Consider the following 15,191-nt stretch of genomic DNA (forward strand, 5'->3'; position numbering starts at 1 on the left):
TCGCTTATGAATGTTCATGCATATCGATAATAGGCTGGGTAAATCTTAATCCCTGTTCTAGCATTCTTGCCAGACCCTTCCGGTCATTCCTCACCCTCCTCAGAAGGTACGCCGCATGGATTTCGCCTATTCGCCCAAGGTCCAGGAACTGCGTGAGCGCGTCACCGCGTTCATGGACACCTACGTCTATCCCGCCGAGCCGGTGTTCGAGAAGCAGGTCGCCGAAGGGGACCGCTGGCAGCCCACCGCGATCATGGAAGAGCTCAAGGCCAAGGCGAAGGCCGAAGGCCTGTGGAACCTGTTCCTGCCCGAGTCCGAATACGGTGCCGGCCTGACCAACATGGAATACGCGCCCCTGGCCGAGATCATGGGCCGCTCGCTGCTGGGCCCGGAGCCGTTCAACTGCTCCGCGCCGGACACCGGCAACATGGAAGTGCTGGTGCGCTACGGCAACGAAGCGCAGAAGAAGCAGTGGCTGGAGCCGCTGCTGCGTGGCGAGATCCGCTCCGCCTTCGCCATGACCGAGCCGGGCGTGGCCTCGTCCGATGCCACCAACATGGAAGCCCGCGCCGAGCGCCAGGGTGACGAGTGGGTCATCAACGGCCGCAAGTGGTGGACCTCCGGCGCCTGCGACCCGCGCTGCAAGGTGATGATCTTCATGGGCCTGAGCAACCCGGATGCGCCGCGCCACCAGCAGCACTCCATGATCCTGGTGCCCACTGATGCCCCCGGCGTGAAGATCCTCCGCCCGCTGCCGGTGTTCGGCTATGACGACGCCCCCCACGGCCACGCCGAGGTGCTGTTCGAGAACGTCCGCGTCCCCTACGAGAATGTGCTGCTGGGCGAAGGCCGTGGCTTCGAGATCGCCCAGGGTCGCCTCGGCCCAGGCCGCATCCACCACTGCATGCGCTCTATCGGCATGGCCGAACGCGCCCTGGAGCTGATGTGCAAGCGCGCCGTCAGCCGCACTGCTTTCGGCAAGCCCCTGGCCCGCCTGGGCGGCAACATCGACAAGATCGCCGACTCGCGGATGGAGATCGACATGGCCCGCCTGCTGACCCTGAAGGCGGCCTACATGATGGACACCGCCGGCAACAAGGTGGCCAAGAGCGAGATTGCCCAGATCAAGGTGGTGGCACCCAACGTCGCCCTGCGGGTGATCGACCGCGCCATCCAGATCCACGGCGGCGCCGGCGTCTCCAACGACTTCCCGCTGGCCTACATGTACGCCATGCAGCGCACCCTGCGCCTGGCCGACGGCCCGGACGAAGTGCACCGTGCCGCCATCGGCAAGTACGAGATCGGCAAGTACGTACCGCGCGAGATGATGCGCAGCGGCCACTGATCGCCACGCAGCAACAGCGAGGCCCGCACGGGAAACCGTGCGGGCCTCTTGCGTTTCAAGGGGCAGCGGGCCTCAGCGGCGCGCGGCCATCAGGTGGCCCATGGCCTGGCGCAGGTAGTCCAGCAACGCGTCGCTGGCCCAGGAGCCCTGGCGCAGTTCCGGCTCGCGCACCAGCGCCTCGCGGATCTTCTGCTGGGTCACCGGGTCGTCACCGGCATAGGAGCGGAACAGCTCCAGCCAGCGCCGGGCGAGGGCCAGGGTGGCCGGGTCGGACGCCGGGGCGCCGGATTCCATCTGCTGGTGCACCTCGGCGATCAGCGGCGGCCATTCGTGCATGCGCGTGCCGTAGTGGGCCTTGAGGAAGGCGAATTCCTCGGGCGTCAGGTAGCGCTGGTAGATCGCCAGCTTGGTCTCGCTGAAGGCCTGGACCACGTAGGCCATGGTCTCCGGCGTGATCCCGGTCTGCGCACGCAGCGCCGGCTCCGCCTCGTGCATGCCGTTGAGCTTGGCGAACAGCACCGGGTTGCCGCCGGTGTCGTCCTCCAGCATGCGCATCCAGGTTCGTGAGAGGGCCTGCGCCGCCTCGGCCTGGGGCGGCACGCCGGCCGCCATCAGCGCCTTCACCTGGCCGACCAGGTCGGCCCATTCGCGCTGGCGCTGTTCGTCGGCGTGCAGGCGCAGCCCCTGCAGTTCCTCGGGGGTGAAATAGGTGTCGTACATGTTCATCAGCTCCAGGGTCGTCAGCCATTCGGCGAGCTCCGGTTCCTCGCCGCTGCGCAGTTGCTGGCCGAGGCTGGCCAGGCGTTCGCGCAGTCGCTGCCGGTGGGCGATCTCCCGGTCGAGCTGGCGGATCTGCTGCTCGATCAGCGGAGGCAGCGCCACGGGCGGGCCGTCCAGCCAGTCGCCGATGGCCGCCAGGGACAGGCCCAGCTTGCGCAGGACCTGGATCCGGTGGAGGCGGGCGATGTCGGTACGGTCGTAGAGGCGGTAACCGGAGTCCGAGCGCGCGGAGGGCCGCAGCAGGCCGATCTGGTCGTAGTGGTGCAGGGTGCGCACGGTCAGGCCGCAGCGCCTGGCCAGTTCACCGACTTTCAAGAGCATGTCCTGGGTCTCCTCGCGTGCCGGCTGGCATCTTCGGGCCTGACGTGGCGTGAGGGTCAACGGGGTGGGTCAATCCTGGTGGGGCTGGGAGGGTTCCGAGGGGCTGCTGGCGGCCTCGCGCTGTGCGCGCAGCCACTCCAGGCGCTGGTGCAGCTGGGCGGCGAAGGTGCGGGCGGCCAGTTCTTCGTGGAAGCTCACCGCCCGCGCGCCCATGCGCACCTGCCAGATCACCCGACCCCGTTGTTCGAGTACATCGATCCGCACGTCCTTCATCGCTGCCCGCGCTCCTCCTGATGGACCGGCTGCGGCTTGCGCGTGCGGATCAGCGAGATCAGCACGCCACCGGCCAGCAGGCCACAGGTTACGCCAAGGGAAACCAGGGCGGGAATCTTGCCGATGAAGCTCTGCAGGAAAATCTTGCCGCCGATGAAGATCAGCACCAGGGCCAGGGCGTACTTGAGGTAGACGAAGCGGTGGATGAGCGCTGCCAGGGCGAAGTACAGCGAGCGCAGGCCGAGGATGGCGAAGATGTTGGAGGTGTAGACGATGAACGGGTCCTGGGTGATGGCGAAGATCGCCGGGACGCTGTCCACCGCGAACACCAGGTCGGCCAACTCGATCAGCACCAGGGTCAGGAACAGCGGCGTGGCATGCAGCAGGGTACCGCCGCTGGCGGTGGGCAGCCGCACGAAGAAGCGCTTGCCGTGCAGGCCCTCGGTCAGGCGCAGGTGCCCCCGCAGGAAGCGCAGCACCGGGTTGCGCGACAGGTCGCGTTCGCCCTGGTCGCGGCTGAGCAGCATCTTCACGCCGGTGAACAGCAGGAAGCCGCCGAACAGGTAGAGCATCCAGTCGAAGCGCTGCACCAGCGCCGCGCCGACGCCGATCATCAGCGCCCGCAGCACGATCACCCCGAGAATCCCCCAGAACAGCACGCGGTGCTGGTAGAGCCGGGGTACGGCGAAGAAGCCGAAGATCATCGCCATGACGAACACGTTGTCCATCGACAGCGACTGTTCCACCAGGAAGCCGGTGTAGAACTCCAGCGCCGGCTGCGCCCCCAGCTCCCACCAGACCCAGCCGCCGAAGGCCACCCCGGCGGTGAAGTAGCCGCTGTAGAGCAGCAGGCTTTCGCGCACACCGATCTCACGTTCGTGGCGATGCAGCACACCCAGGTCGAACGCCAGCAGCGCCACCACGACCAGCAGAAAGCTCAGCCACAGCCAGGTGGCGGTGCCGAGGAAGTCGGCGAACAGGAATGCGTGCAGGGCCTCCATCGGTACTCCTTGTCCCGGGCAATCGACGCACAGCGCGTGGTGCACTGTGCACGGATAACTATGGACCCGGGCAAGGGGCGGAGGTGCGGTAAAACAGCGCGTCAGTAGACCCAGACTTCGACGCGACGGTTGCGGATGCGGCCTTCGTCGCTGTCTGCCGCCACCGGCAGTTCGTCACCAAGGCCGACGATGTCGCGGAAGCTCACGCCGCCCTTGGCCAGCTCGCGGCGCACTGCCATGGCGCGCAGCTTGGAGAGCAGGGCTGCGCGGTTCGGGTCCGGCTTGGCATCGCCGAAGCCCACCAGTACCACCTGGTTGGCCAGCTTGCCGCTGTCCTTCAGGTAGGCCAGCACCCGTTCCACGTCACGCAGTGCCTTGTTGTCGAGGTTGGCGCTGCCCTCCTGGAAGCGGAAGTTCACCGACAGGCGCTGCGCCTCGCCGGCCAGTTGGCGATAGGCCTCGGGCATGCCGGCCTGGGGCGTCACCTTCACCGCCTGCACGGTCTGCGCGACGAACCCGGTCTGGGCGACGAGGGCCTGGCCGCGCGTGCCCTGGGCGAAGCGCACCAGCGCCTGTGCCCAGGCATTCTTCTCGCCGGGCTTCACATAGAAGAACAGCCGGCGGGAGAGGGGGTAGTCCTCGGTGGCGATCAGCGTGGTGGACGGTGCCATGGCCTGGGAGTCGCCATCGGCAATCGCCAGGGTGTGCGCCTTGCCCACCGACGCCAGCCCGACGAAGCCGATGCCCTGCGGGTCGGCAGCCACCGCCTCGGCCAGGCGGTCGTTGGATTCGAAGCGGTTGGCGCCGGCGGCCAGGGCCTTGCCATGGCTGGCCAGCACCAGTTCCTTGAAGGTGTCGAAGGTGCCGGACTTGTCGTCGCGGGCGTAGAGGTGGATCGCGCCGCCCTTGCCACCGAGCTCTTCCCAGGTCTTCACCTCGCCGGCGAAGACGCGGGCCAGCTGGGTGGTGTCCAGCTTCGCCAGCGGGTTGGACGGGTGCAGGATGATCGCCAGGCCGTCGATGGCGATGACGTTCTCGCTGTACTGGCTGCGCAGGTCGCCGAAGGTCTTCAGGTCTGCCGCTTCGGCGTCCTTGATCGGGCGGGAGGAGGCGGCCAGGTCGGCGCTGCCATCCTTGAGGGCGACGAAGCCGGTGCCCGAACCGTGGGCGGCCACGTTGATCCGCACCTCGCGCCCGCTCGGGGCGCGGCCGATCAGTTGCACTTCGTTCTCCTGGCTGCCGGCTTCCTGGCGGATGTTGCCCAGGCCTTCTTCCTCCATCAGGCCGCGCACCAGGGCCGGCCCCAGCTTGGCACCAATGGTGTTGGAGCCCTGGATGCGCAGCGCCGGGGAGCGGTCGGCCGGGATGGGCAGGGCGGCGAACACCGACCAGGGCAGGGCGTAGCAGACGAAGCCGAGCAGCAACAGGCTGAGGGTACGGCTCCAGATTTCTCGTTCGGTGACGTCGCGCGTCATGCAGCGGTGCCTTCTATTGGGCGGGAGGAGCCGCGAGATTAAGTCAGCGAGGTGACGGTGATGTGACAGAGCGGCTCTGGCGTGGGCCTCTTCGAAGGCCTAGGACGTTTCGCCCGACCCACCCGTCCGGCGCCTACCCCGGGTGCAGGTTCCCCCGGCATACGGGCCCCGGGGGCGCCGGTATGGTGCGCGTTTCGTTCGCCCAGGCCCCGCCGAGGCGAGCAAGGTCGCCCCGCGGGGGCAATGAAGCTGCAAGGAGTGAGAGACATGCCAGGCTTTTTCGAGCTGAAGAAATACGGCAGTGGCGAATACCGTTTTCGCCTGAAGACACGGGAGGCCCAGGTGATGGTGGAGAGCGGGCGCTACCCCTGCCGGGACAGCGCCGAGAAAGCCATCGCGCTGTTCCGCACCCACTGCGTCAACAGTGATCGCTTCGAGCGTCGCATGTCCTCGGGCGGCAAGAACTACTTCCGCCTCAAGGCCGCCGGTGAGGTGATCCTCGAGAGCCACCTGTACGACTCCGAACCGACCCGCGAAGAAGCCATCGAGGCCATCATGCGCGTGGGCGTCACCCCGCACCTCGAAGAAGCCTGACGCGCCGGGTGAAATGAAGAAGCCCGCGCATCCGTGAGGATGCGCGGGCTTTTTCATGCCCGGCGCTTGCCGGGGATCAGGCGTTGCGGGCGAGGAGGGCGCGGGCCACCCGCGAGCCGTTGTCCTTGCCCAGCACGGCGCAGATGCGTTGCCCGGCAGCGGCGAGCCGGTCGAGGTCGATGCCGGTCTCGATGCCCAGGCCGTTCATCAGGTAGAGCACATCCTCGGTGGCGACGTTGCCAGTGGCGCCTTTGGCGTAGGGGCAACCGCCGAGCCCGGCGACCGAGCTGTCGAACACGCTGATGCCTTCCAGCAGGCTGGCGTAGATGTTCGCCACGGCCTGGCCGTAGGTGTCGTGGAAGTGGCCGGCCAGTTGCTCCCGGGGGATGCGCGCCCCCACCACCTCGAACATCCGGCGGGTGCTGCCAGCGTTGCCGGTGCCGATGGTGTCGCCCAGGGAGACCTCGTAGCAGCCCATGGCATGCAGCTCGGCGGCCACTGCTGCCACCTGCTCGGCGGCCACTTCACCCTCGTAGGGGCAGCCCAGCACACAGGACACATAGCCGCGCACGCTGACGCCCTGGGCGCGGGCGGCCTCCACCACCGGCACGAAGCGCGCCAGGCTCTCGGCGATGGAGCAGTTGATGTTCTTCTGCGAGAAGGCCTCGGACGCGGCAGCGAACACCGCCACCTCCTTCACCCCGGCCTCCAGGGCGGCTTCGAAGCCCTTCATGTTCGGCGCCAGGGCGGCGTAGGTGACGCCCGGCTTGCGCTGGATCTGCGCGAACACCTCGGCGGAGCCGGCCATCTGCGGCACCCACTTGGGCGATACGAAGCTGCCCACCTCCACATAGCCGAGGCCGGCGGCGGTGAGGTCGTCCACCAGGCGCACCTTGTCGGCGACGCTGATGGGCTGCTTCTCGTTCTGCAGGCCGTCACGGGGGCCGACTTCGACCAGGCGGACCTTCTTGGGGATCGTCATTGCGTCATCTCTCTCATTCATCGGCGTTCGGTGCCCGATGGGTTTCGCTTCGCTCGCGGAACGCCGTCCGACCCATCCTGCGGGTTGTTTCTGCGTAGGGGGGACATCGCTTTTCATGTCCACCGGCGGTGCTGGGCCGGGCCAGGTTGGTGGATGTAAGGAGCGACATCCACCCTACGGGGCAGCGCTCTTTCAGGCCTCTTCCAGCTCCACCAGCGCGGTGCCTTCGGCGACCAGTTCGCCTTCGCTGCAGTACAGCGCCTTGACGGTGCCGGCGTGGGGCGCGCGGATGCTGTGCTCCATCTTCATCGCCTCCAGCACCACCAAGGCGGTGCCGGCTTCCACGGCCTGGCCGGCTTCCACCAGCACGCGCACGATACTGCCGTTCATTGGCGCCGTCAGCCCGCCCTGGTGGGTGTGGCTGGCCTCGGCCTCGGCGATGGGGTCGACGCGGGTGATGGTGTGCAGCGTGCCGTCCCACTCCAGGTAGAGGGTTTCGCCCCGGCGGATGGCCAGCAGCGTGCGGCGCACGCCGTCCAGCTCCAGGGTCAGCCGCTCGTCTTCCAGGCGGACCGGGCTGTCGACCCGGCCGCGCAGGCGCACCACCTGGCGTTCCTCGCCACAGGCCAGGTGCAGGTCGGTTTCGCTGGGCAGCCCGGCACGCCAGCCGCTGTTGCCGCTCCAGGGCGAATGCGGGTCGTCCTGGCGTATCCGCGCGACATCACCCTGGCGGAAGGCTTCGGCAGCCAGCTGCCAGACCTGCTCGGGCAGGGTGGCAGGAGCGGGAAGCAGCTGTGCCTGGTGGCGCTCGATGAAGCCGGTGTCCAGTTCGGCCGCGGCGAAGGCGGGGTGGCCGAGCACGCGGCGGAGGAAGGCCAGGTTGGTGCGGAAACCGCCCACGGCGGTGTCCCCCAGCATGGCCAGCAGGCGCTGGCGCGCCTCCTCGCGGTTCTCGCCCCAGGCGATCAGCTTGGCCAGCATGGGGTCGTAGAAGGGCGATACGTCGTCACCCTCGGCCACGCCGCTGTCCACCCGACGGCCCTCGCCGGGCGCGGGCTCGCGGTACAGGTCCAGGTGGCCGCTGGCGGGCAGGAAGCCGCCTTCCGGGTCTTCGGCGTACAGGCGCACTTCGATGGCATGGCCCATCAGCGGCACCTGCGCCTGGGTGATGGGCAGGGCTTCGCCCCGGGCGACGCGGATCTGCCAGGCCACCAGGTCGAGGCCGGTGATGGCCTCGGTGACCGGGTGCTCCACCTGCAGGCGGGTGTTCATCTCCATGAAGAAGAAATCACCCCGCGCATCCAGCAGGAACTCCACGGTGCCGGCACCGACGTAGCCGATGGCCTGGGCCGCGCGCACGGCGGCCTCGCCCATGGCCCGGCGCTGCTCGGCCGAGAGGCCGGGGGCGGGGGCTTCCTCCACCACCTTCTGGTGGCGGCGCTGGATGGAGCAGTCGCGTTCGTTGAGGTACAGGCAGTTGCCGTGGCGGTCGGCGAAGACCTGGATCTCCACATGGCGCGGCTTGAGCACGTACTTCTCCACCAGCATGCGGGCGTCGCCGAAGGCGGCCTGGGCCTCGCGCTGGGCGGAGGAGAGCGCCTCGGCCAGGTCGGCCTCGCGCTCCACCACCTTCATGCCCTTGCCGCCACCACCGGCGGCAGCCTTCAGCAGCACCGGGTAGCCAATGCGCTCGGCGGCGGCGCGGAAGGTCTCCAGAGCCTGGTCCTCGCCGTGGTAGCCGGGCACCAGCGGCACGCCGGCTTCCTCCATCAGCGCCTTGGCGGCGGACTTGCTGCCCATGGCGTCGATGGCGCTGGCCGGCGGGCCGAGGAACACCAGCCCGGCGGCCTCGATGGCACGGGCGAAGCCGGCGTTCTCCGAGAGGAAGCCGTAGCCGGGGTGGATGGCCTGGGCGCCGCTGGCCTGGGCGGCGGCGATCAGCGCGTCCACCCGCAGGTAGCTCTCCGCCGGCTTGGCGCCGCCGAGGTTGATGGCCATGTCCGCCTCGCGCACGTGGCGGGCATTGCGGTCGATCTCGCTGTGGACGGCCACGGTGCGAATGCCCAGCGCCTTGGCGGTGCGCATCACCCGGCAGGCGATCTCGCCACGGTTGGCGATCAGCAAGGTGGTGATCATGGTCATTGCTCCTGCCAGGAGGGTTTGCGTTTCTCCAGGAAGGCATTGAGCCCTTCCTGGCCTTCGGCGCTCACGCGGATGCGGGCGATGGCGTTCTCGGTGTAGCGGCGCAGGTTGGGGCTGAGCACCCCGCTGCCCACTTCCCGCAGCAGGTCCTTGCTGGCGCGCATGGCCTGGGGGCTGTTGAGCAGCAGGTTGGCGGTCCAGCTCTCCACCGCCTGGTCCAGGTCCTCGGCCGGGTAGCACTCGGCCAGCAGGCCCAGCTCACGGGCCCGCTCGCCGTTGAAACGCTCGGCGGTGAGGGCGTAGCGGCGCGCGGCGCGCTCGCCGATGGCCTGGACCACGAAGGGGCTGATCACCGCCGGCGCCAGGCCGATGCGCACCTCCGAGAGGGAGAACTGCGCGTCGATGGCGCCGATGGCCATGTCGCAGCAGCTGATCAGGCCCAGGGCGCCGCCGAAGGCCGCGCCCTGGACCACCGCCAGGGTCGGCACCTTGAGCTGGTAGAGGGCGTACATCAATTCGGCCAGCTCGCGGGCGTCGTCCAGGTTGGCGTTGTAGTCCAGGCGGGCGGACTCCTGCATCCAGGCCAGGTCCGCCCCGGCGGAGAAGTGCCGGCCACGGCCGCGGAGGATGAGGAAACGCACCTGGCCGTGTTCCTTGACGGCATCCAGGGCGAGGATCAGCTCGCGGATCATCCCGGCGTTGAAGGCGTTGTTCTTGTCCGGACGGTTCAGCCAGAGGGTGGCGACGCCGTTGGCGGCGATGTCCAGTTGCAGGGTGTTGAAGTCGGTCATATGGGCTCCGGGAGAGGGCTACATGCGGAACACGCCGAAGCGGGTCGCTTCGATCGGCGCGTTGAGGCTGGCCGAGAGCGCCAGGCCAAGCACCTCGCGGGTCTGCGCCGGGTCGATGACGCCGTCGTCCCAGAGCCGCGCGCTGGAGTAATAGGCGTGGGCCTGGCGCTCGTACTGTTCGAGGATGGGCTGCTTGATGCGCGCCTCTTCCTCGGCGCTCAGGCTGTGGCCGGCGCGTTCGCTCTGCTCGCGCTTGACCTGGGTGAGCACGCCGGCGGCCTGCTCGGCGCCCATCACGCCGATCCGCGCGTTGGGCCACATCCACAGGAAACGCGGGTCGTAGGCCCGGCCGCACATGCCGTAGTTACCGGCGCCGAAGCTGCCGCCGATGATCACGGTGAACTTCGGCACCCGCGCGCAGGCCACGGCGGTGACCAGCTTGGCGCCGTGCTTGGCGATGCCGCCTTCCTCGTACTTCTTGCCCACCATGAAGCCGGTGATGTTCTGCAGGAACAGCAGCGGGATGCCGCGCTGGCAGGCCAGCTCGATGAAGTGCGCGCCTTTCTGCGCAGCCTCGGCGAAGAGGATGCCGTTGTTGGCGAGGATGGCGATGGGGTAGCCGTGAAGAAAAGCGAAGCCGCACACCAGGGTGGTCCCGAACAGGGCCTTGAACTCGTCGAAGGCGGAGTCGTCCACCAGGCGGGCGATCACTTCGCGCACGTCGAAGGGTTGCTTGGCGTCCGCCGGAATCACCCCGTACAGCTCCTCGCTGGCGTAGCGCGGGGCGATGGGGGTGCGCAGGTTCAGCTCGCCGGCCTTGCGCCAGTTGAGGTTGGCGACACTGCGGCGGGCCAGGGCCAGGGCGTGCTCGTCGTTCTCGGCGTAGTGGTCGGCCACGCCGGAGGTCTTGCAGTGCACGTCGGCGCCGCCCAGCTCCTCGGCGGTCACCACCTCGCCGGTGGCGGCCTTCACCAGCGGCGGGCCGGCGAGGAAGATGGTGGCCTGGTTGCGCACCATGATGGTCTCGTCGCTCATGGCCGGCACGTAGGCACCACCGGCGGTGCAGGAGCCCATCACCACGGCGATCTGCGGGATGCCCTGGGCGCTCATGTTGGCCTGGTTGAAGAAGATGCGGCCGAAATGCTCGCGGTCCGGGAAGACCTCTTCCTGGCGCGGCAGGTTGGCGCCGCCGGAGTCCACCAGGTAGATGCAGGGCAGGCGGTTCTCCTGCGCGATGGCCTGGGCCCGCAGGTGCTTCTTCACCGTCAGCGGGTAGTAGGAGCCACCCTTCACCGTGGCGTCGTTGGCCACGATCATGCACTCCACGCCTTCGACGCGGCCGATGCCGGCCACCACGCCGGCGGCGGGGACCTCTTCGCCGTAGACCTCATGGGCCGCCAGCTGGCCGATCTCGAGGAAGGGCGAGCCCGGGTCCAGCAGGCGGTTGATGCGCTCACGCGGCAGCAGCTTGCCCCGCGAGGTGTGGCGTTCCTGGGCCTTGGCGCCGCCGCCTTCGTGGATGCGGCCGAGCAGGCGGTGCAGGTCGTCCACCTGGGCCTGCATGGCCTCGCGGTTGCGGGCGAATTCCGGGGTGCGGGTGTTGATCTGGGTATGCAGGATGGCCATCTGGGGCGCTCCGAGTCGTGCGTTTCGCGCCCCACCCGGAGGGGAGGGGCGTCGGTCGAGGATCAGCGGGTTTCGTTGAACAGCTCGCGGCCGATCAGCATGCGGCGGATCTCGCTGGTGCCGGCGCCGATCTCGTAGAGCTTGGCGTCGCGCAGCAGGCGCCCGGTGGGGAACTCATTGATGTAGCCGTTGCCGCCGAGGATTTGGATCGCCTCCAGGGCCATCTGGGTGGCGCGTTCGGCGGTGTAGAGGATCACCCCGGCAGCGTCCTTGCGGGTGGTCTCGCCACGGTCGCAGGCCTGGGCCACGGCGTACAGGTAGGCTCGGCTGGCGGCCAGCTGGGTGTACATGTCGGCCACCTTGCCCTGGATGAACTGGAACTCGCCGATGCTCTGGCCGAACTGCTTGCGGTCGTGGATGTAGGGCACCACCACGTCCAGGCAGGCCTGCATGATGCCCACCGGGCCGCCGGCCAGCACCACGCGCTCGTAGTCCAGGCCGCTCATCAGCACCTTGACGCCGCCGTTGACCGCGCCGAGGACGTTTTCCTCCGGCACTTCCACGTCATCGAAGAACAGCTCGCAGGTGTTGGAGCCGCGCATGCCGAGCTTGTCGAACTTGCTGCCACGGGAGAAACCCTTCCAGTCGCGCTCGACGATGAAGGCGGTGATGCCGTGGGGGCCCTTGTCCAGGTCGGTCTTGGCATAGATCACGTAGGTGTTGGCGTCGGGGCCGTTGGTGATCCAGGTCTTGCTGCCATTGAGGACGAAGCGGTCGCCCTTGCGGTCGGCGCGCAGCTTCATGGAGACCACGTCGGAGCCGGCGTTGGGCTCGCTCATGGCCAGGGCGCCGACGTGCTCGCCGCTGATCAGCCTGGGCAGGTACTTCTGCTTCTGTTCGTGGGTGCCGTTGCGCTTGATCTGGTTGACGCACAGGTTGGAGTGGGCGCCGTAGGAGAGGGCCACCGAGGCCGAGCCGCGGCTGATCTCCTCCATGGCGATGACGTGGGCCATGTAGCCCAGGCCGGCACCACCGTATTCCTCGCCGACGGTCACGCCCAGCAGGCCCATGTCGCCGAACTTCTTCCACAGGTCCATGGGGAAGGCGTTGTCGCGGTCGATCTCGGCGGCGCGGGGCGCCAGTTCGGCGGCGACGAAGGCTTGCACCTGTTCGCGCAGCATATCGAGGGTGTCGCCGAGGGCGAAGTTCAGGCTCGAGTAGGTCATGGTTCCACCTGTGCTTGTGATTGTCGGTGAGTCGGGTAGGGGATCAGGCCTTGGCGACCTGCTTGCGTTCGGTCTCGGCCAGGGCCGCCAGGCAGCGTTCCTCGGCCGTATCCAGTTCCAGCTGCATCTGCTGGATGTCCAGCAACTGCTGTTCGAGTTGTGCGCGGCGGGCGGCGATCTTCTCCATGAAGGTTTCCAGCTGCTTGCGGTTGCCGCTGCTGGGGTCGTAGAGGTCGATCAGCTCCTTGCACTCGGCCAGGGAAAAGCCGATGCGCTTGCCACGCAGGATGAGCTTCAGGGCCACCAGGTCCTTGGGGCTGTAGATGCGCTCCTGGCCCCGGCGCTCGGGGAAGAGCATCTCTTGCTCCTCATAGAAGCGGATGGCGCGGGTGGTCACATCCAGTTCGCGGGCCAGGTCGGAAATGCTGTAGGTCTTGGACATGGGGGAGGGGGCTCGGCTTGTTTACCTTTACGTTAACGTAAACCTGGGTAAACTCGCTGTCAACTCGGCGCCAGGCAGCGGCAAATAGCCCCTGTGGCCCGATACTTGCTGGCTTCCAGCCTGCGGAACCGGCGCTCTTTACGGCACCGGCCGGGGGGTGTAGACAGTCAGGGCGTGCAGTCCGCCACGGCCAGACCGGGCGGTTGCTGGAGCGAGAGATGGCGCAGGACATTCGAATAAAAATGGCGACCGATCCACTTCACCAGTCGTACCAGGCACGGCTGAAGCTGCTCAACGAAGGCGAACTGCCCCGCGGTGTGCTCCGCGAGGAGATCGATGCCTCATGGCGGCGCAGCCTTGGTCACGGGCTCAACTGCCTCGAAGGCGAGCAGCCCGAACTCCGTCATCACGACCTCGGCCTGTTGCTGGAAGGCAACCGCCTGCTGATCGATGCCGCCACCCCCGAGCTGGAGTACCTGGTCAGCCAGCAGGGCAAGGGTGGGTTGATCATCCTCGGCGACGCCCAGGCCAACCTGCTGGCCATCGAAGGCCAGACCGAATTCCTCAAGGGCTCCGGCCTGCGTGACCTGCGCCCCGGCAGCTGCTGGAGCGAATCGAGCCGGGGCACCAACGCCATCGGCACGGCGGTGGTGGAAGGCCGACCGACCCTGATCAACTGCGGTGAGCATTATCTCGACCGACTCAGCCCGTTCTCCTGCACCTCGGTGCCGCTGCGCGATCCCCAGGGGCAGGTGGTGGGCGTGCTGGACCTGACCCGGCAAGGCGTCATGGCCCAGCCCGAGGACAACCTCGCCACCCTGATGCTGGCCGCCGGCAACATCGAGAGCCGCCTGTTCGCCCTGACCTACGGCGATCACCTGGTGGTGGCCTTCCATAACCGTCCGCAGTACCTGGGCAGCGCCTGGCACGGGCTGCTGGCCCTGAGCCTGGAGGGCGAGGTGGTCGCCGCCAACGAGCGGGCCTGCGAACTGCTGCGGGTCGGGCGGGATGCCCTGGTGGGCCGCCGTGGCAGCGACCTCATCGGCGAGCGTGCCGCTCCGTTCATTGCCCGCCTGCTCAAGGGCGGCGTCAGCAGCGTGCAGACCGCCCAGGGCGAGTTCTTCTTCCGCGCGCTCCAGGTGCCCCGCCACAGCCCCCTCGGCCACACGGCCCCGGCGGCGGCCAAGGCGCCCGGCCCTACAACATCCCAGGCCCTGGAGGCACTGGCCGGCCACGATGGCCGCTTCGCCCGCGCCTTGCGCATGGCCCGCCAGGCCCTGGCCAGCGACTTGCCCGTGCTGCTGCTGGGGGAAACCGGCACCGGCAAGGAGGTGGTGGCCCGCGCCCTGCACCAGGCCAGCCCGCGTGCCGAGAAACCCTTCGTGGCGGTGAACTGCGCGGCCATTCCCGAGGGGCTGATCGAGTCCGAGCTGTTCGGTTACCGCGAAGGCGCCTTCACCGGCTCCCGCCGTGGCGGCATGGTCGGCCGGTTGATGCAGGCCCACGGCGGCACGCTGTTCCTCGACGAGATCGGCGACATGCCCCTCGCGCTCCAGGCCCGCTTGCTGCGGGTGCTGCAGGAGCGCCGGGTGGCCCCTCTCGGCGCCGCCGAGGAGCAGGCCATCGACGTGGCGGTGATCTGCGCCACCCACCGCGACCTGCGCCGGCTGGTGCAGGACCAGCATTTCCGCGAAGACCTCTACTACCGCATCAACGGCGTCAGCCTGCGCCTGCCGGCCCTGCGCGAGCGGGACGACCTGGCCGGGATGATCGCCAGCGTGCTGGCCCGCTTCGGTGCCAGCGACGTCAGCCTGGACAAGGACCTCGCCGAGCTGTTCAGCGGCTACGACTGGCCGGGCAACATCCGCCAGCTGGAGATGGTCCTGCGTGCGGCCCTGGCCATGCGCGAACCGGGGGAGACCGTGCTGGGGCTGGACCACCTCACCGACAGCCTGCTGGACGACCTCACCGCCACCACCCGCCAGCCCGGCAGCATCCGCGAGAACGAACTGGAGCTGATCCGCGCCGCCCTGGAGCGGCACCAGGGCAATGTCTCCGCCGCCGCCGATGCCCTGGGCATCAGCCGCGCCACCCTGTACCGCAAGCTCAAGCAGCTCAGGGGATGACGCCCTTGAAGGCGCTGTGGGAGCGAATTCATTCGCGATGCCGTGTGCCTGGGCAGACCCGGGCTGA

13 protein-coding genes are annotated in these 15,191 nt (G+C 68.4%); 3 read left to right on the top strand and 10 right to left on the bottom strand.

The window, feature by feature from the left end; all coding sequences use genetic code 11:
- Positions 1-115: 115 nt before the first annotated feature.
- A complete protein-coding gene (locus tag FBY21_RS03280; protein ID WP_044399671.1) occupies positions 116-1,345 on the top strand; it encodes an acyl-CoA dehydrogenase in 1,230 nt (409 codons plus the stop codon).
- 72 nt (positions 1,346-1,417) lie between these two features.
- Here FBY21_RS03280 and FBY21_RS03285 read toward each other — a convergent pair whose 3' ends face one another.
- The 4 genes from FBY21_RS03285 to FBY21_RS03300 all read right to left on the bottom strand — a co-directional run bounded on the left by FBY21_RS03285 (position 1,418) and on the right by FBY21_RS03300 (position 5,195).
- Complete coding sequence (locus tag FBY21_RS03285) at positions 1,418-2,446, bottom strand: MerR family transcriptional regulator (protein ID WP_142008571.1); 1,029 nt, start codon at positions 2,444-2,446, stop codon at positions 1,418-1,420.
- A 69-nt stretch (positions 2,447-2,515) separates the two neighbouring features.
- Positions 2,516-2,719, bottom strand: a complete 204-nt coding sequence (locus tag FBY21_RS03290) for a hypothetical protein (protein ID WP_044399668.1) — start codon at positions 2,717-2,719, stop codon at positions 2,516-2,518.
- Positions 2,716-3,720 carry a TerC family protein gene (locus FBY21_RS03295; RefSeq protein ID WP_142008573.1) on the bottom strand — a complete coding sequence of 335 codons (1,005 nt, stop codon included), beginning with the start codon at positions 3,718-3,720 and terminating at the stop codon, positions 2,716-2,718. The genes FBY21_RS03290 and FBY21_RS03295 overlap by 4 nt, the downstream gene beginning before the upstream one ends.
- Before the next feature lie 101 nt (positions 3,721-3,821).
- Complete coding sequence (locus tag FBY21_RS03300; RefSeq protein WP_142008575.1) at positions 3,822-5,195, bottom strand: substrate-binding domain-containing protein; 1,374 nt, start codon at positions 5,193-5,195, stop codon at positions 3,822-3,824.
- A 267-nt stretch (positions 5,196-5,462) separates the two neighbouring features.
- Between FBY21_RS03300 and FBY21_RS03305 the strand changes: the two genes are divergently transcribed.
- The gene (locus FBY21_RS03305) at positions 5,463-5,789 is read left to right on the top strand and encodes a YegP family protein (RefSeq protein ID WP_044399664.1); all 327 of its coding nucleotides are present in this window, start codon (positions 5,463-5,465) and stop codon (positions 5,787-5,789) included.
- 76 nt (positions 5,790-5,865) lie between these two features.
- Here FBY21_RS03305 and FBY21_RS03310 read toward each other — a convergent pair whose 3' ends face one another.
- From FBY21_RS03310 to FBY21_RS03335, 6 genes are all read right to left on the bottom strand, one after another.
- The gene (locus FBY21_RS03310) at positions 5,866-6,771 is read right to left on the bottom strand and encodes a hydroxymethylglutaryl-CoA lyase (RefSeq protein WP_142008577.1); all 906 of its coding nucleotides are present in this window, start codon (positions 6,769-6,771) and stop codon (positions 5,866-5,868) included.
- Positions 6,772-6,963: 192 nt separating this feature from the next.
- Positions 6,964-8,913 carry an acetyl/propionyl/methylcrotonyl-CoA carboxylase subunit alpha gene (locus FBY21_RS03315; protein WP_142008579.1) on the bottom strand — a complete coding sequence of 650 codons (1,950 nt, stop codon included), beginning with the start codon at positions 8,911-8,913 and terminating at the stop codon, positions 6,964-6,966.
- Complete coding sequence (locus tag FBY21_RS03320) at positions 8,910-9,704, bottom strand: gamma-carboxygeranoyl-CoA hydratase (protein ID WP_074972009.1); 795 nt, start codon at positions 9,702-9,704, stop codon at positions 8,910-8,912. The genes FBY21_RS03315 and FBY21_RS03320 overlap by 4 nt, the downstream gene beginning before the upstream one ends.
- Before the next feature lie 18 nt (positions 9,705-9,722).
- Complete coding sequence (locus FBY21_RS03325; RefSeq protein ID WP_142008581.1) at positions 9,723-11,330, bottom strand: carboxyl transferase domain-containing protein; 1,608 nt, start codon at positions 11,328-11,330, stop codon at positions 9,723-9,725.
- 62 nt (positions 11,331-11,392) lie between these two features.
- Positions 11,393-12,556 carry an isovaleryl-CoA dehydrogenase gene (locus tag FBY21_RS03330; protein ID WP_044399656.1) on the bottom strand — a complete coding sequence of 388 codons (1,164 nt, stop codon included), beginning with the start codon at positions 12,554-12,556 and terminating at the stop codon, positions 11,393-11,395.
- Between the two features lie 43 nt (positions 12,557-12,599).
- Complete coding sequence (locus FBY21_RS03335) at positions 12,600-12,998, bottom strand: MerR family transcriptional regulator (RefSeq protein WP_142008583.1); 399 nt, start codon at positions 12,996-12,998, stop codon at positions 12,600-12,602.
- Between the two features lie 218 nt (positions 12,999-13,216).
- Here FBY21_RS03335 and FBY21_RS03340 point away from each other — a divergent pair, with 218 nt between their 5' ends.
- Entirely contained in the window at positions 13,217-15,124 is a 1,908-nt protein-coding gene (locus FBY21_RS03340; RefSeq protein ID WP_142008585.1) for a sigma-54-dependent Fis family transcriptional regulator, read from the top strand.
- Positions 15,125-15,191: the final 67 nt, after the last annotated feature.

It is taken from the genome of Pseudomonas sp. SLBN-26 (assembly GCF_006715895.1).
Taxonomy (GTDB): Bacteria; Pseudomonadota; Gammaproteobacteria; order Pseudomonadales; family Pseudomonadaceae; genus Metapseudomonas; species Metapseudomonas otitidis.

What these genes read in the sequence shown, in the direction of transcription:
- FBY21_RS03280 (WP_044399671.1), top strand. Translation starts at nt 116, where the DNA reads ATGGATTTCGCCTATTCGCCCAAGGTCCAGGAACTGCGTGAGCGCGTC.
- FBY21_RS03285 (WP_142008571.1), bottom strand. Translation starts at nt 2,446, where the DNA reads ATGCTCTTGAAAGTCGGTGAACTGGCCAGGCGCTGCGGCCTGACCGTG.
- FBY21_RS03290 (WP_044399668.1), bottom strand. Translation starts at nt 2,719, where the DNA reads ATGAAGGACGTGCGGATCGATGTACTCGAACAACGGGGTCGGGTGATC.
- FBY21_RS03295 (WP_142008573.1), bottom strand. Translation starts at nt 3,720, where the DNA reads ATGGAGGCCCTGCACGCATTCCTGTTCGCCGACTTCCTCGGCACCGCC.
- FBY21_RS03300 (WP_142008575.1), bottom strand. Translation starts at nt 5,195, where the DNA reads ATGACGCGCGACGTCACCGAACGAGAAATCTGGAGCCGTACCCTCAGC.
- FBY21_RS03305 (WP_044399664.1), top strand. Translation starts at nt 5,463, where the DNA reads ATGCCAGGCTTTTTCGAGCTGAAGAAATACGGCAGTGGCGAATACCGT.
- FBY21_RS03310 (WP_142008577.1), bottom strand. Translation starts at nt 6,771, where the DNA reads ATGACGATCCCCAAGAAGGTCCGCCTGGTCGAAGTCGGCCCCCGTGAC.
- FBY21_RS03315 (WP_142008579.1), bottom strand. Translation starts at nt 8,913, where the DNA reads ATGACCATGATCACCACCTTGCTGATCGCCAACCGTGGCGAGATCGCC.
- FBY21_RS03320 (WP_074972009.1), bottom strand. Translation starts at nt 9,704, where the DNA reads ATGACCGACTTCAACACCCTGCAACTGGACATCGCCGCCAACGGCGTC.
- FBY21_RS03325 (WP_142008581.1), bottom strand. Translation starts at nt 11,330, where the DNA reads ATGGCCATCCTGCATACCCAGATCAACACCCGCACCCCGGAATTCGCC.
- FBY21_RS03330 (WP_044399656.1), bottom strand. Translation starts at nt 12,556, where the DNA reads ATGACCTACTCGAGCCTGAACTTCGCCCTCGGCGACACCCTCGATATG.
- FBY21_RS03335 (WP_142008583.1), bottom strand. Translation starts at nt 12,998, where the DNA reads ATGTCCAAGACCTACAGCATTTCCGACCTGGCCCGCGAACTGGATGTG.
- FBY21_RS03340 (WP_142008585.1), top strand. Translation starts at nt 13,217, where the DNA reads ATGGCGCAGGACATTCGAATAAAAATGGCGACCGATCCACTTCACCAG.